Below are 16,399 nucleotides of genomic sequence, written 5' to 3'. Positions count from 1 at the left end.
TGTACTTGTTCGTCGTCTCACTGGAAGAGAAATGATCCTCACCGAGCACTCTCACCCATCGCACACCTTCGTGCACATCTCCGATACGCACCTTCCCGGTGAACGCGCGCCGCTGTATGGCAGTGGGGCGGATGCCGATGCAAACCTGTCTTCTGTGTTGTCGCGGCTGGTGTCTTCGGGGCTTCGCCCTGACGCGTTGCTGTTCACGGGGGATCTCGCGGATCGGGGAGACGCGTCGTCGTATCGGCGGTTGAGGGAGCTGGTGGCGCCGGCGGTGGAGGCGCTGGGTTGTGAGGTCGTGTGGGCCATGGGCAACCACGACGAGCGTGGGGCGATGCGGGCGGAGTTGGGGCTTGCTCTTGAAACGCCGGTTTCCGGTACCGCAGGTGCCGGTTCGGATGCTGTGGTCGAGGTGCGGTGGTTCGGCGGGATGCGGGTGATCGTGCTGGATTCGACCGTTCCCGGGGAACACTGGGGGCGGGTCGATCGGGCGCAACTGTCGTGGCTTGCGGCGGAGTTGGCCACACCGGCGCCGGAGGGTTCGCTGCTGCTGATCCATCACCCGCCGCTGCCGACGGTGCTCGACCTCGCGGTGACTGTCGAGCTGCGCGAGCAGGCGGCGTTGGCTGCAGTGCTGGCGGGGTCGGATGTGCGGGGGATCCTGTCGGGGCACGTGCATCACCCGTCGTTCGGTACCTTCGCCGGGATTCCGGTGGCGGCCGCGTCGTCGAGTGCCTACGGGCAGGATCTGGCTCAGCCGGTCGGGGCGACCCGGGGGCAGGATGCGGCGCAGGGGTACAACCTCGTGCACGTGTATGAGGGGACGATCGTGCACTCGGTCGTGGGGCTCGAGGTCGGGGCAGACGTCGGGGAGCCGGTCGCGGCGGAAGAGGCTGGGAGGCGGATTGCTGGGCGGGGGATTAGCTGGCGGGAGCGGGTGTAGGGCACCACCCGCGGTCGTCTAGGGCGAAGCGAGGCGAAACGTCCCGCTATTCTGCTCAGCGCTGGGCTCACGCCGAGTCCGACCGACGCTGGACGCGCGCATTCGTCGGCCGCGTTCGCGGCTCGCGAACCCAGTGCGTGGTTTGCATCGACGGCGTTAGTCGAAGGACACGTGGCGCGGGTCGTCGGGATAAGCGTGAGCAGCCGACCGATACGAAAGCGACTGATCGGCGAGCTCAAGTAGTACGATCGCGTGGGCCGCGGTGCTTTCGCTCTGCACCCGATTCGAAGGAGATCGAGATGAGCACTAAGGACCGATCCGCGCTCTTCGCAGGGTTCTCTGCGAACCGTCGCGGATGGCTGGCATCCATCGCGGTTATCGCGATTGCGCTTCTGGGTCCCCCACTGATTATTCGTGTGCCCGATAACTCCGTAGGGGCCGCAGCGATTGCCGTGTTGGCATGTGTCATCGCGGCCTCCCTCATTGGATTCTTCGCCTCCGTTGACTCGGCTGCCAGAATAGTGAACGCGATCGCGTTCCTCATCGCAGCGGGTGCCGCTACCGTCTTCGTGCAATCGACAGAGATGGTGAAACGGACGCAGACCCAACCCTTCATTCAATCCAATGGGGCGGTGATAACCGCGACGTTGCTTGCGGTCGGGATGTTATTGGCGGTCGCCGCTGGGATTCGAGGTTCAAAGTCCTCACCAAAGGACAATTCGGATGGCCTGCGACCGCCATCCCGTCCTGATCCGATGCTCAAGTCGTTAGACGCCATGTTCTACTACCTGGAGTGGTGGGAGGGAGAGTTCAATCGAACCCGCAAGGTGGTCAAGCGGCGGGCAGCCAAGGTCATTATCTGGACTACCGTCCTCACCGGGATGATCGCCGTCTTCGGTGCGATCAGCGCTTCGGCCTCGAACAATCTTTTGCAAGATCTGATCGCGATCTGCACCACCGCCGCTTCAGCAACCATCGCAGTCCTCCTGGCTTGGAACGAGCATTTTCACCATAAAGACCTGTGGATTCAGCGGTCTCAAGTCCTGCACGAGCTACAGACCATTCGCATCGAGTATGAGCGCGCTTCGAGGGAAGCGAAGTCACGGCGTGCTCGCAGACGCCTCGCGACGAATCTGAGCACGCAACTCAAAAGGGTCCTCGCCCAGGACGTGCGGGATTGGAAAGGCATTCAAGGCGGCAGGTGATACGCACTCTAGTTCGCCCAGCCGGGGTTAGTCCCCTCGTTGAGAGAGCCCACGGCCGTTCTTGAACCGAGAGCACTTGGCTAGAAAGACCGGGATGTCCGGCGGCGCGGATGAGTCACCCACCTGCGATGATCAAGGCATGACAGCGATTCCTGAACCGCCCGGGCACGTCTTCGTGATCAGGGGAGACATGCGGAACTTCGCGTGCGACGTGTACATGTGGGCGGCGGACAAGGACCTTCGTCCCGGAGGCGGGTGGACAGCTGCCGGTGTCGACGTAGAGCGTCGGCTCGACCCCGAGCTGCGCGCCGCCTATCAGGAAGAGCGGCGATTCACGCTACCCGTGCGACTGCTCTCGACGTCTCGGTTCGAGCCGCAGCTGATCCTCACTGCTGTACCGTACTCCGGAGTAAAGCGCGCCTCTGACATTGCGCCCAGAATCCAAGAATTCTTCGAGGTCGCTTCTCAGGCGGCAGGACAGCACAAAGGCCTCCAACGAAAGGACTCGATTCCTCTTCTCGCAGTCCCGCTGTTCGGCGTCGGAGGTGGTGGTGCTGGAGCGTTCCGCGGAGAGGTATTTAAAGTGCTGTACGAGGAGAGCATCGCGGCGGCCTCAACATACGGAGTCGACGTCGCGATTGTGCTGAGAGACGCCCGTGATTACGATCTCGCACAGTCGATTCGACGTTCGAGTGATAAGTCCTGGGCTGCACTTTCGCGAGATCAGCTGACCGCTGCGGCAAGGCTCGGTCATGAAGCTCGCGATAGTCGCCTAGTCCCGTTCATGGGATCGGGCGTCAGCGTCTCAGCAGGCGCTCCCACATGGGACCAGCTCATCCAGAAGCTTGCAGAGAAGGCCGAGGTGGATATCTCCACCGCCGAGACTCTGGCTGAGCATCACGACGTGCTCGACCAGGCCGCTTATCTTCACCGCGAGTTTGAACGGCACTTTCCAGACGCGGACCAAGCCTTCGCCGAGAGCGTTGTTGAGGCGGTAGCTGTCTCTCGTTATGGCCTTGCCCCTCCGCTCCTCGCCGCGCTTGAAGCAGAACAAGCGGTCACGCTCAACTACGACTGTCTTTTCGAGCTCGCGGCGCACGATGGCGACCGCCCCAGACGAGTCATTCCAGGCGGTGCGACTGAGCCGGAGAGGTGGCTACTCAAACTGCATGGCACGGTGACCGAACCGTCTTCCATCGTTCTTACACGCGACGACTACTTGAACTTCAACGCCGATCGCGCTGCGCTGAGTTCGCTCGTCAAAGCGACATTGATGACGCGACGCCTGCTGTTCGCTGGTTTCGGAGTCCGGGATCCGCATTTCCACGAGATCATCCATGATGTTCGACGGGCCCTGCCTGATCGTGATGGGCCGTTTGGAACAGTACTGACTCTCGATGACAGTCCGACTACAAGGCGGCTGTGGGAGAACGAGCTCGAGTTCATCGTGCTGCCGAGCGAGCGACTCCACGATATCTTCCTCGATGCCATACTCGCTCATGCGGCGTCGACCCATTCGTACCTGCTCGCGAGCGGCTATACCGACATCCTGCAGTCCGAGGATCGCGCGCTACGCGATTCCCTAACCAAGTTCGCAGCCTCAGTTCCGGCTCTCGCGAAGAAGAGCAGCGCATGGCCGATCATCGAGACCCAGTTGCGGGAGCTCGGAAGCCCCCCTAACGAGAACGCGCTTACACCTGCCGACCTCGACATCACCGTCTCTGCTGCCGAGATTTCACGCCTGCAGTTACCGGATACTCCCGGTCTGATTGCATGGTTCCGAGAAGGCGAGTGCATCTATATTGGCATCTCCGGCCACATACGGGATCGGATCAACGACCACATCTCATCGAGACCGGACTTCAGTCGAAGCACGCTTCGTTCATGGGTCGCGGTCGAGATACTTGGGCTCACTCGCGAGAAAACTCGCCAACGCCCGAGCGCGATCACTCACAAACAGGCTGATGAAGTGGTCGCATGGTTGAAACAGTGCGAAGTCGGATGGAAGGTCACGGAACGGCGCGCCGATGCCTCACGCATGAAAGAAGATCTACTCTCCCAGATGCGCCCGCGATTCAATCATCAGTAGGAATTCGCCACTGCCGATACGCTGATCCTCGCGAGGGGAGCGCTCCTCGCGAGTCAGGGGCCCCGGCCTCAGAGAGAGAGTGTGCGATGACGGGTGAAACCTTCTCTGAAGATGACTTTCGCAGTGAATGGAAGGAGCAGGCGAAAGAGATAGGCCGTTTCAACCTCGCGATCTTCGGCAAAACCGGCGTCGGGAAGTCCACCCTGATCAATGCGATCTTCGGCGAGGAAGTCGCCCCCACGGGAGTCGGCGACCCCGTGACCATGGACGAGCATCTCTATATCCACCGCTCCGGCTTCCTAGGCCTGCTCGACACCCGCGGGCTCGAGATCGGCAAGGACACCGATGAGCTGATCAAGGAGCTGAGCGACTACCTCAAGCGCATGCGTCAGCGGCCGCTCCCTGAGCAGATCCATGTCGCCTGGTACTGCGTCCGATCGACCGACCGCCGGTTCGAGGACACCGAGGCGGAGTTCATCCGGCGGCTGCACACTCTTGGCTTGCCGGTCGTCGCCGTGCTGACGCAGGTGCAGTCGCGAGCTGGCGAGCATCACTCCGATGCACTGGCTCTCGCGGATCACATCGCCGCACTCGAGCTGCCAATCGTGGGCGGTCGCCCGATCCTCGTGATGTCGGCCGCAGATGACTTCACTGGGCAAGTCCAGCATGGGCTCAACGAGCTCGTCGATGCGACGTTTCGCGCAGCTCCCGACGGTGTTGAAGCTGCGTTCGCTGCGGCCCAGAAGATCGATCTGTCAAGAAAGCGCAAGCAGGCTCAAACAGCTGTCCGCGCGGCTGCCACGGCTGCACTGACGGTTGGTGCCATCCCCATCCCTGTAGCGGACGCGGGAGTGCTCATTCCAATACAGCTCGGGATGATGGCGAGAGTAGCGGCAATCTATGGCGTCAGAGTCGAGACCGCCACGATCGCGGCGACCGCGGCGACCGTGGCCGTCTCCGCTGCTGGGCGAAGCGCTGTCGCGGGACTGCTCAAGCTCATTCCGGGAGCGGGAACGCTTGTCGGCGGTGTGATCTCGGGAGCAGTCGCCAGCTCATTCACCCTTGCAATCGGTTACGCATGGGCTGTCGTGTGCGGAGAGCTCACGCAGGGTCGCCTGCGTGGAGTGGATGGCGCGCTCGACAACGATCTGATCCGTGAACTATTCCAGTCGCAGGTCGCCGTGTGGTTCAAGAAGGTGGGCGGTGGGCGGGCCTGAGCATCCTCCCGACGGATTCCACTCTCCTAGACTCGCAACACGTTGATCCGAGGAGCACCATGGAGAAAGAACTCAAGACTGCCGAGCGAGTGCGGATCGCGCTCGAGGTCCTCGGTGAGCGAGCACCCGATGGTTCGTATGTTCCCGTCGGCGACATCTGGGCGGAATCGCTGGCCCGGGTTCCCCTCACCCCGTATGAGTCGGAGATCAACACGGCGAACAAGCCTAGAGGCGAAACAAACTGGCGCTTCGCCAGCTCCGAGTTCGTCCCGGCGGGCTGGTTACGAAAGAACCCGTCTCTCGCTGGGGAGTGGGCTATCACTGCGAGCGGACTCGCGGCACTCGATGAGTATGCGGGCAACGAGCTCTTCACCGAAGCCCAAAGGCTCAAAGCGATCAAGCGCGACAACGAGCGCAACGAGATCGAGCGCGCACTCCCGGAGCGTTGGGTGAGCGAGGATTCGAGCCAGCGAACATTGCTTGCCGCGGCCGAGGTGGTTGTCGAGGAAGGACTCCGCAAAGGGCTTTCAGCTTTCGCACCGTCTCGCGAGGTCTGGACCCCAGCGAACATTCGCGAACTACACGAGTTGTGGGCGGCAGTGGAAAAGGTCGAAGGTAAAGGCTTCAACGCGAACCTCGAGCACCAGTTCGCTTCCGCGACGGACGATGTGAAACTCCTCATGGCCGAGGTGCTGGCGTTTCAGCTGCTCCCAATCGCCAAGGTCATGGGTCACGCAAAGAAGCGAGAACGGGTGGAGTCGGTTCTCATGACCATGCGCCACCCTGTGGAGATTCCACGAGTCTTCGACGCCGCATTTACCGGCGGCGCCTTTAACCCCGGTCGCGGGATGCAGGGTCATGTCAACCGTGCAATTACCGTCGTGCTGGATGTTCTCCTCGATTGGAGCAAACTTAGTGATGAGGAGCAGCAGCTTGCTCTCGACGACCCCCAACGATGGCGCGAGCTCGTCCTCGGCAAGGACGACGGATTCCCTACCCAGCGATACTCGCTGCTCTACCTTGTGCATCCCGGGTTCTTCGGGCCGGTGATCTCGCTCGATCATCGTGCGCGGATCCGCGACGCGTTCATCGGGGAGATTGGTGGCGACTTCTCCGATGACCCGGATGCTGACCTCCAGAAGATCGTGATTGCTCTACAAGTGAAGGAGGGCAAACCGATCAACCTTTACGGTGGTCTTGAAGGTAGGTGGAAGAAGAGCGACGACCTGGAGCCTGAACCAGAGCCCGGGCCCTTTCCACAGCCGGACCCCTCCCCGGACATCCCCCATCCGCGCGGGTTCTTGCCCTCAGAGATAAGCCTCGCGGAACTTGCCGACGCCACACACCTGCACGAAGCATGGCTCGGCAAGGTGACGAACGCTCTCCACCGCCGCGGACAGGTAATCCTTTATGGCCCGCCCGGAACCGGCAAGACGTATGTCGCCCGGGCCCTCGCCGACCGCCTCGGTAAACCGGGCAGCGTCGTGAAGCGCATCCAGTTCCATCCGTCATATACCTACGAGGACTTCTTCGCCGGATATCGGCCTGTGACGGATGCCGCGGGCCAGCTGTCGTTCTCGCTCACTAGGGGTCCGCTTCGCGAAATCGCCGACGAAGCCCGCAAGAACCCCGACGTGCCACATGTGCTGATGATCGACGAGATCAATCGCGCGAACATCAGTAAGGTCTTCGGTGAGCTGTACTACCTGCTCGAATACCGCGATGACGCCATCGACGTGCTGTATGCAGGCTCGGGTGATGACGGGGGCAAGTCGTTCACCCTCCCGACGAACGTGCTCATTATCGGCACGATGAACACCGCGGACCGCTCGATCGCGCTTCTCGACTCGGCCATGCGCCGCCGCTTCTCGTTCTTCGAGCTGCACCCCGATGTCGCTCCGGTGAAGGACATCCTCGTTCGCTGGGCAGCACACCACCCGCAGACCCTCCCCGTAGCTGAGCTGTTCGAGCGCCTCAACTCAAGCATCCGCGATCGCGAAGATCGCGTGGGCCCGAGTCATCTGCTTCGGACGGAGGACCTCCAACAGGACGACCTGCACGCGGTGTGGGAGGAGAGCATCCTGCCGTTGCTCGAGGAGCGCCACATCGGAACCGGTGTCGACGTGCACGTGAAGTACGGGCTGAAGACACTGCTCGCCGGTCTCGGAGCATCTAGCGCCGAGGCAGCAGCGTCGGAGACATGAGCTCGACGTCGCTCGGCACCCGTGTCGAGGAACTCGCTGAGAAAGGCGAATCCTTCGTCTCGCTGACCACGTCACAGGCAGTGCGGCTGCAAGAGCTGAAGTTCTGTCGCGTGTCTCCGACAGGGGACTCGGGAATCTGGCGCATCACCGACGTCACGCGCGTGGGAGCCGTCGGTCTCGACGGAGTTCGACTGATCATTCGGCCGAAGACTCCGTTGCGGAGCCTGATTTTCATGGCGTCGTACTCGGGCGTGCAGGCTGACGTTGGCCACGCGACGTTTGCCTTCGAGGCCGATCGAGATCTACCGTCGGCTCTGGCGTCAGGGCTGATCCGAGCGGTCGAGGCAGCGACGGGACGGGGGCTCCTAAAGGGCTATGTGTCCGTCGAGGAGACGGGCACGGTGATTCGGGGCCGATGGGATGTGGCGCGCCAGCTCAAGGGGCGGCCTGGCATTCCCGTTCCGGTCGAGCTGACCTACGACGACTACACCGAGGACGTCGCGGAAAACCGGATCGTAAAGGCGGCGCTTCGCGCGCTGGTGCGGCTCGAACAGATGCCCCGTCACATCGTCGACGAACTCGGCTCCCTGCTCGGGATGTTCCCCGAGATCTCGGATCTGCGGGCCGGCGGTCGGGTGACCTTGCCAACGGCGACCCGGTTGAACGCGCACTACCAGCCGGCGCTGCGCCTCGCGCAATGGATCCTCGAGGCGACATCGTGGGCGCACGCAGAGGGCGCGAGTTCCGGCTCGGCGTTCTTGCTCAACGTCGCAAAGGTGTACGAGGACTTCGTCGGGTCGGTGCTTCGGGCGACGCTGAAGCCCGAAGGGTTCGAGGTCGATCTGCAGGTGTCGGACTGGCGGTTGGACACCGGCGGAAAAGTGCGAATGCGGCCGGACATCGTTATCTCACGTGGAGGTCGTGTCGTGGCTGTGGCGGACACGAAGTACAAGGTGTGGGGTGAGAGTGATGGCTCTCCCCCTAACGCCGACGTGTACCAAGGACTGGCGTACGCGATCACAGCGCATGTGCCTGAGGTGCATCTGCTGTACGTGTCAGGCGATGTGGAGCCGCGGCGGTACGAGATCGCGCCCACGGGGACTGTGGTGGTGGCGCATGCGGTGGATGTGAGTGGGAAGCCGGAGTCCCTTATCAGGCACGTACGGGAGCTTGCATTCGCGCTGACGCTGTAGCCAAGCTCGTATCGACCTCGCTACCCGAAGCCGGTCGGCGAGATCGCCGACACTCACTCGTGCACGATCTGCGGACGCAAATATCACCAAACCTGCTTCCCGGATCTGCGGCGGCATGGGCGGCTGCGACGTGATCGGTCACACAATGGTCTTCATGTAAGTCTGTCGCGAGCGGACGCCGACGCGTCAGCCGCTCTCGACCAGCTTCTGTTGCGCCTTGTCATACACGTAGTCGGTGATCTCGCCGGACATGATCATGGCAACGGCCCTGTTGATCGTCTCCAGGGACACGACGAACCACTCGGAGGGGTCATAGTCGCGCCCCTTGCGGTCCACCTGCGTCAGGTCGAGCCTGACCTCGGCGAACACCCTGTGGAGCAGGTGCTCGAGCCAGGAAGCGCGGACGTTGTACAGCCGGTAGTCGGCCAGAACTTCCACAGGGGCCATCAGATACGTCGGCGACTTCGAGGCGTTCTTGATGCGCTGTTCCACGCTGGTCGTCGAGAACCCGATCTTGTGCAGGTTCTTCATTCCTGCGATCACGGGGTCTTCGCTCAGGGAGCTCAACACGTAGATGTGGCCGCTCTCCACGTCGGCGTCAAGAATCTCCCCGGCATCGTGCCCCGTGCGGGCCAGAACCTGGCCCTGGGCCTCGTACAGGCGCGTCATGAGGCTCTGCTTGTACATCGCCGATTCTGTGCCGTTCTCGAAGACAACGCGCAGGCGCTGCTTCTGCTTCGGCTTGCCGCCAACGACCAGATCCACGTCGTCGCCAACCTCGGCGACGAAGCACATCACGCCGCCGAGCACGAAGAATATGCCCTCGCGGATGAGGTCCATGCCGGTGAAGGGCATCAGCTGGAATGTGCCATCCGCTAGCTCGGCATGCTTCGCCTTGAACAGTGGCTCGAATGCTTCGAAGTCCTTGGCCTTGACCCTCTGGGCCACGGAGTCCGGTGACTCGGGGCGCTTGGCTATAGGCAGGTCTGACACGTCCAGGACACCTGTGTCATCGCCCAGAAGGTCATCGAGATCGTCGTCCTCGAGGAGGTCTTCGAGCGATGCTGGTGCTTCGGAGATCTCGAGCATGCCGAACTCATCGAGCGGCTTGAGCGCCTCAATCTTGGACTCGTCAGCAAGGATGCCGTCGAGCCTGGCACCGAGCTTGCGCTCGGCAATGTCGCGGGTCGTCGCGCTTGGCAGGCGCTCGTGCGTCCGGCGGAACTCCACGATCTCCAGGAAGGCGCGCTGGAGCCGATCAGCAGGCGTGGCCTTCTGCTTCTTCTCCGGTGCATCCAGCAGCCCGTCGAGGTCGTTGTCAATGAGGTCCTGCAGCGACGCGGGTGCCGGCTCGAGGGCGTCGTCGTTCTCCATCATTCCCCGGACACCATTTCGGTTGCTCGCTTCTCGGCCTCGAGCTTCTGCTTGGCCCGCTGGAGCCACAGCAGGGCGTCGGCATAGCGCTTCTCGGTCGGGTCATCAGCTCGGGAGTCCGGCTTCCGCCCGTTGACCTTGATCCAGTTCTTGATGCGGGGCACGAGCGCAAGCGCTTCTTCCTCGGTGAACTCGATACGCGTGGCGGCAATGGAGTCCGAGATGATCCGCAGCACGTTCGTGGTGACCGACTTCGACATGACCTCGAAGGCCCTCTGGAACGGGTTCACCGAGTCGATGAGGTTGATGTTGATGTCGTCGATGTTGACGAACTTCTCGCTCATCTTGATGAACCGCTGGTCGCCGACCGTGCGGACCTCGCCGTTCTTGATCACCGAGTCGACGATGACCTGCTGGCGCAGTTCCTCGACCTCGGTCTCGCTCAGATCCGGGTAGCGCTCACGGATGATCTTGGGGATCAGGATCTGGTTGGTGGTCTCAGGATCGACGCTGCCGGCAGCCGCGCGCGCAAAGGTGTCGTCCTGCAGGATCGTGGCCTTCAGGTCGTTGAGATCTGTCTCCACGATCTGCTTGACCCTCGCCGTCGAAGGCTCCTTAAACCCCTTAATGTGCAGCGTTCCCGGCTCAGGTGCATTGCCCTCGCGCTTCGTCTTGAACGTGAAGTTTTGCGCCAGGACTTGTTCCATCAGCAGCGAAGCAGTGATTGCCTTGAGCATGTTGTTCACCGAGCCCTTCACCTCGCTCTGCGAAGCATCAGGCTCGGCGATGAGGTTGGTGAACTGTGCGTGCGCCTTGCCCGGGCTGTCGCGGGTGACGCGGCCGATGATCTGGATGACCTCGGTGAGGGATGCCCTGTAGCCCACTGTGAGCGCGTGCTCGGCAAACGGCCAGTCGAAGCCTTCCTTGGCCATGCCAAGCGCGAGGATGATGTCCACAGCGTCACGCTGCTTCGACCCGACGGTGGAGAGGTAGTGCAGCGTATCGGCGCGCTGCTTCTGATCGGTATCGTCGACGAGGTCGGCCACGCGCAGGATCGCGCCGGTATCCGGCCGGCGGATCAGGATGATGCCCGTATCGGCCTCCGTCTCCACGACCTCGCCGATCGCGTCGATGATGAAGCCGACCTCCTCGATCTTGTCCTTGGTCGACTCGCCGGAGTTCACGTTCGGTATGTGGAGAAGCGTCTTCTTGTCGAGGTCCAGCACCTCGCTGATCGCATCGGTGTACCGGCCCTGGTAGAAGTGGTGGCCGATGCCGAGCGACTTCAGGTGCTCGTAGCCATTGAGCTGGTCGTAGTAGTTGAACGTGACTGGTGTGAACTTCGCCTCGTCTTCCGAGGAAAGCACCGGCACCGAGTCGCCGCGGAAGTACGAGCCCGTCATCGCCACGATGTGCACATCCGAGCCGGCCATCACATCGCGCAGCAGCGCACCCAGGCGGTTGGCCTCGGTGTCGGCAGAGACATGGTGGAACTCGTCGATCGCCAGCACCGTGCCATTGAATGCCTCAGGGGAGAGCCTTTCGAAGGCGAACCGCAGCGTGGCGTGCGTGCACACCAGCGTCGCATCGGGGCCGTTGAGGAAGGCCACGAAGGCATCGACCTTGCCAACCGAGGAACCAGGCGTGCACAGGTTGTGCTCGTCCTTGATCTCCCAGTCAGCGAAGAACCCGTTCTGGGACAGGGGAGTGGACGCGAAGGATGCGCCGATAGAGCGCTCCGGCACCGCGACGATGACCTTCTTGCGGCCTTGGTTGTAGAGCTTGTCCAGCGCCACGAACATCAGCGCACGCGACTTGCCGGAAGCCGGCGGAGCCTTCACCAGCAGATGCTGCGCGTCCCGCTTCTCGAAGACCCGCTGCTGCATCTCGCGCATGCCCATCGCGTCAGTGTGCACCGAGGCACCTGTCTGGGCGTAGGAGACATCGACGACGTTCACGTTCTTGTTCACTTCTTCTTCCCCTTCGCGGCCTCGGCGGCCGTCATCTCCTCATACATACCGAAGAGGTCCGACAATCGTTGCTCGTCCGTCTCGTAGCCGCGCCTCGAATAGATCGAGTCGACCAGTGCATCGACTTCAGCGTGAGCCGCTCGTAGGTCGTCCGGCATCTCGTCCGGGTCGTAAAGCTCCGCCAGCGTCCGCTCGCAGTGGTACTCCCGCACGTCGAGCACGCGCAGCGCTGCGATGGTGAGCTTCTCCTTCACTGCATCAGAGAGTGGGGGCACCGGGAAGTTGTTGTAGACGATCGTGTTGGAGTACCTCAACCGTGTCTCGTGCTGTCCACCGACAGCACGAGTCCAGCACATGTGCATACGCGACGTGAGCAACGCGAGCGTCCACGGCGATGCGTCGTACACAGCGAACGCGAGGTTTGAAATTACGGTGTCTTGTCCGAGATACCCGAACGGGATGTACTCCCGACGCTCAGATGACACGCTTGGCACGATGATTGATTCGGTGGGTCGATAGCTGATCTGCACGAAGCGGTGCGGACGCTCGGCGAAGGCAGCAGTGCTCTCCGCGTCACTTTCGCGGCGCTCGTCCGCTACATGGGAGAGCCGTCGAGCGATTTCGGGAACCATCCTGGCATCGGCGACATCGGCGTCGTCAATCCAAAGACAGTACCGATCCTTACCGTCCACAAGCTCAGATGTTCCGACGTACGACTTGATAAATCGCTCGGCCCGAGCATCACTCGCGATCATGCTCTCGCGATCCTCGGGCGAGATGACCAATCCCTTTGCGCGCGGCATCGATCCAAAGACCATCGGGGGAAGACTCGGACTGAGCGGTTTCTGAGTTCGGCGATGGACAAAGATGTTCGCCCCGTCGGCCAGGTAGCCGTTGATATTAGCCACCTCAAGCCTTAGGTGATCAGCAAAAATGTACTTCGGACCAGGCCGTACGTTGCGGAGGCTGATCACGGCGACCGTTACGCCGGCGTTTCGCCTTGCGTTGTTCTCCCACTTGAAGGATGTGTAGGCGTAGCGAATCTCGAGCCCCAGATCGAAGAGGCGAGGGAACATCAACCCGACGTGTTCGCCCTGGGCCACGGAGTTAGTGGTGACGAAAGCGAGTTCCGCCTGAGTTCCCGCGATGTAGTCCGCCCCTTTGGTGAACCAGAGGGCGATGTAATCGAGGTTCTTTGAGAACGGTCGTCCCGAGAAAACGAAGGGAAAGTCGGCCTTCATTCCCTTGGTTTGGGTCTTGGCACCTTTGTATGGAGGGTTCCCGATTAGGTAGATCTCGGTTTCGCCATCGTTCGGGCACACCGCGTTCCAGTCAACGCGGGTCGCGTTGCCTGCTTTCACCTGCCCGGTCTCCTTCAGCGGGATCAGCGGGATCGTGAGCCGGAACTTTTCCTTGAACTCCGCGTTCATCTGGTGTTTGGCGATCCAGAGCGACAGGATCGCGACCTCGACCGCGAAGTCATCGATCTCGATGCCGAAGAAGTTCTCGATGTTGATGCGCGACTCCGCGAACAGCACCCGGTTCTTCTCGTCGAGCTCTGTTAGGCGCTCGAGGATACCGTGCTCGAGTCGGCGCAGTTCCTTGTAGGCGATGATCAGGAAGTTCCCCGAGCCACAGGCAGGATCGAACACCTTGATCGCGCTGATCCGTTCCAGCAGGGCGCTCAGCTTCTTGGCGCTGTCGTAGCCCTCTTCGAACTGCTGGCGCAGATCGTCCATGAACAGCGGCTCGATCGTCTTGAGGATGTTCGGCACGGACGTGTAGTGCTGGCCGAGGTCCTTGCGTGCGCCCGGTGTGACGATCGCCTGGAACATCGATCCGAAGATGTCGGGGTTGATCTCGCGCCACACGAGCGTTCCCAGTTCGATGAGCAGCTGCCGTGCTGACTTCGTGAATGTCGGCACGAACTCTTCGTCAGCCACCGTGAACAGCCGGCCATTAACGTACGGGAAGGATGCAAGGTGATGCGGCTTGTCCTCGGCCCGCTCGGTGTCGAGAGCCAGGAACACATCTCGAAGGAAGCCAGCCGTGTCGGAGCCGTCGGCTTGGGTGTGGGAGCCCACGGCGTTGGTGAACTGGCCCTCGTCGAAGATGTCGGTGTCCTCGGCAAAGAAGCAGAACAGCAACCGGGTGAAGAACACGTTCAGTGAGTGCCGGCCGTTCGGCTGTTCCAGAATGTCCGGGTTCGCCGCCATGAGCTCGTCGAAAAGCTTGCCCATGCGCTCGGCGGCCTTGACATCGGCGATCTTCTCGGCGACGTACTGGGCCTTCTCCATCCCGGCCCACGGCAGGAAGAAGGTGAAGTGCTTGTCGATCTCGCGGATCGGGAACCCGATGGTCTCGCCGACCTTCGTGTCCGTCGCTACGACCTCGTCGTAGTCGGTCACGATCACGAATCGGGGGTTGTACTTGACCACCACAGGGGAGGTGCTCAGTTCATGGAGCTCAGCCAGCGGATCACCGTCGGTCTCCCGGAAGTAGACCACGTTCTTCTGCGCTACCTCGCGCGTCTGATCAGCTGCCACGTTGAGCGAAGTGCCGTTGCGCAGGCGAGTGACGTTTCCGCGCGGCTTGCCGTATGCGAGCAGCAGGTCGAAGATGAACTCGCGGTCGTATGACTCCTGGCCTGCCAGCGGAGCGATGCGCTCCTCCACGGCCTTCAGGTTGAGCTTCGCCATCGCTGTCTCGCCATTTCTGCACAGGCGCTCCGTAGCCGGCTGCGCGTCCTTCAACACCGAGCGGATCGACAACTGCCCAGTCGTCCCTGATCCTATCGGTGGGTCGACGCGTGCCCTCGGCGAAGGACGCGCCGCATTGCCTAGCCAAGATGCAGTCTGCCCGGAGCGATGACACTGGTCCTGCGCGTGAAACCCGGAGCCGTACTCGGATACCGTGCCGTCTTGCCGCCCAGCCTTGTTGCGGTAGCCCAGCGACGCGGACGAAAGAACTGCTGTCGATCACCAGGAAACATGACTGAGTCGTCGGGCAAAACTCGCGCCTGGCCCGACCGAACCGCTCCCCCAGCTCACCTGTTGAGCCACCCGCGCGCGTCGCGTCCAGAACGGACTGACGCATTTTTTCATTGGCGAGGACGAGGCACCACTCGAGCGTCCTCAGGCGTACAATCGATCATAAGTAGACGCACCGTTGCGAAACCCAAGCCTCAAGGAGCTCGACCATGGCCCTCACCGCACACTCCACCATCGGCGACTGGCTGAACGACCCGACCGGCGGGCCGCTCATCCGCGCACTCTTCGAGCAGACGGGCGCCGACCCCGAGCTCCTCACTCCCGTGCTCGGACTGCCGCTGCAGCAGCTCGTCGCGATGAGCCAGGGCCAGCTGCCCCAGTCCGTCGTCGACGACCTCGTGCGCGCAGCCAACGGCGGCGAGATCCCCGAGGCCGACGAGTCCGAGGGCTGGACCGAGAAGCCCACCGCCGGACGTTTCGCGGGCAAGACCGTGATCGTCACGGGCGCAGCATCCGGAATCGGCAGGGCCACCGCATCCCGCATCGCCCGTGAAGGCGGGCGCGTCATCGCCTCTGACATCGCCGCCGACAAGCTCGACGCCCTGAAGGCCGAGCTGCCGGATGCCGACATCACCACCGTCGCCGGCGACCTCACCAAGCAGGACGCGATCGACGCCGTCATCGCCGCCGCGGGCGACCGCATCGATGCTCTTGCGAACGTCGCCGGCATCAACGACGACTTCTCCCCCGCAGGCGAGACGACGGATGCCGTCTGGGACCGCGTCATCGCCATCAACCTCACCGCCCCGTTCAAGCTCATGCGCGCGGTGCTGCCGATCATGGAGAAGGCCGGCCGCGGCTCGATCCTCAACGTCTCGAGCGAAGCGGGTCTGCGCGGCAACTCCTCGGGCAACGCGTACACGGCCAGCAAGCACGGCATCATCGGCGTCACGAAGTCCGCGGCGTTCATGTACGGGCCGAAGGGCATCCGCGTGAACTCCGTCGCACCGGGCGGCGTCGCCACCGGCATCCCGATGCCCCCGAACATGTCGGAGTACGGCTCCGGCCGCCTGGCCCCGTTCCAGCAGTCGATCCCGACCGTCGCGACCGCCGAGCACCTCGCCGCGTCGATCACGTTCCTGCTGTCAGACGACGCCGTGAACATCAACGGTGCGGTTCTGGCATCCGATGGTGGATGGTCGGTGCAGTAAGCG

At 62.4% G+C, this 16,399-nt stretch carries 10 protein-coding genes; 7 read left to right on the top strand and 3 right to left on the bottom strand.

The genetic code is table 11. The features are described 5' to 3' along the window. Positions 1-31 precede the first annotated feature (31 nt). The 6 genes from ASE34_RS02355 (at position 32) to ASE34_RS02330 (ending at position 8,851) form a co-directional block, all read left to right on the top strand. Entirely contained in the window at positions 32-943 is a 912-nt protein-coding gene (locus tag ASE34_RS02355) for a metallophosphoesterase (protein WP_056276144.1), read from the top strand. A 299-nt stretch (positions 944-1,242) separates the two neighbouring features. After that, on the top strand, positions 1,243-2,148 hold the full coding sequence (locus tag ASE34_RS02350; protein WP_056276141.1) for a DUF4231 domain-containing protein: 906 nt from the start codon (positions 1,243-1,245) through the stop codon (positions 2,146-2,148). Between the two features lie 94 nt (positions 2,149-2,242). Next, the gene (locus ASE34_RS02345; protein ID WP_082586472.1) at positions 2,243-4,237 is read left to right on the top strand and encodes an SIR2 family protein; all 1,995 of its coding nucleotides are present in this window, start codon (positions 2,243-2,245) and stop codon (positions 4,235-4,237) included. 86 nt (positions 4,238-4,323) lie between these two features. Next, on the top strand, positions 4,324-5,454 hold the full coding sequence (locus ASE34_RS02340; RefSeq protein ID WP_056276135.1) for a GTPase family protein: 1,131 nt from the start codon (positions 4,324-4,326) through the stop codon (positions 5,452-5,454). A 59-nt stretch (positions 5,455-5,513) separates the two neighbouring features. Next, positions 5,514-7,658, top strand: a complete 2,145-nt coding sequence (locus ASE34_RS02335) for an McrB family protein (protein WP_157538062.1) — start codon at positions 5,514-5,516, stop codon at positions 7,656-7,658. Continuing rightward, a complete protein-coding gene (locus tag ASE34_RS02330; protein WP_056276129.1) occupies positions 7,655-8,851 on the top strand; it encodes an McrC family protein in 1,197 nt (398 codons plus the stop codon). The genes ASE34_RS02335 and ASE34_RS02330 overlap by 4 nt, the downstream gene beginning before the upstream one ends. A gap of 186 nt (positions 8,852-9,037) precedes the next feature. Here ASE34_RS02330 and ASE34_RS02325 read toward each other — a convergent pair whose 3' ends face one another. The 3 genes from ASE34_RS02325 to ASE34_RS02315 are packed head-to-tail and all read right to left on the bottom strand — an operon-like array spanning position 9,038 to position 14,966. Then, complete coding sequence (locus tag ASE34_RS02325; protein WP_157538060.1) at positions 9,038-10,228, bottom strand: GIY-YIG nuclease family protein; 1,191 nt, start codon at positions 10,226-10,228, stop codon at positions 9,038-9,040. Next, complete coding sequence (locus ASE34_RS02320) at positions 10,225-12,195, bottom strand: DEAD/DEAH box helicase (RefSeq protein WP_056276127.1); 1,971 nt, start codon at positions 12,193-12,195, stop codon at positions 10,225-10,227. The genes ASE34_RS02325 and ASE34_RS02320 overlap by 4 nt, the downstream gene beginning before the upstream one ends. Next, the gene (locus ASE34_RS02315; RefSeq protein ID WP_230101238.1) at positions 12,192-14,966 is read right to left on the bottom strand and encodes a DNA methyltransferase; all 2,775 of its coding nucleotides are present in this window, start codon (positions 14,964-14,966) and stop codon (positions 12,192-12,194) included. Before ASE34_RS02315 ends, ASE34_RS02320 begins: the two co-directional genes overlap by 4 nt. 428 nt (positions 14,967-15,394) lie before the next feature. Here ASE34_RS02315 and ASE34_RS02310 point away from each other — a divergent pair, with 428 nt between their 5' ends. Continuing rightward, a complete protein-coding gene (locus ASE34_RS02310; protein ID WP_056276121.1) occupies positions 15,395-16,396 on the top strand; it encodes an SDR family NAD(P)-dependent oxidoreductase in 1,002 nt (333 codons plus the stop codon). Positions 16,397-16,399 lie beyond the last annotated feature (3 nt).

This window comes from Microbacterium sp. Root280D1 (genome assembly GCF_001428975.1).
GTDB lineage: Bacteria > Actinomycetota > Actinomycetes > Actinomycetales > Microbacteriaceae > Microbacterium.
This window is presented reverse-complemented; position numbering and strand designations above follow the sequence as displayed.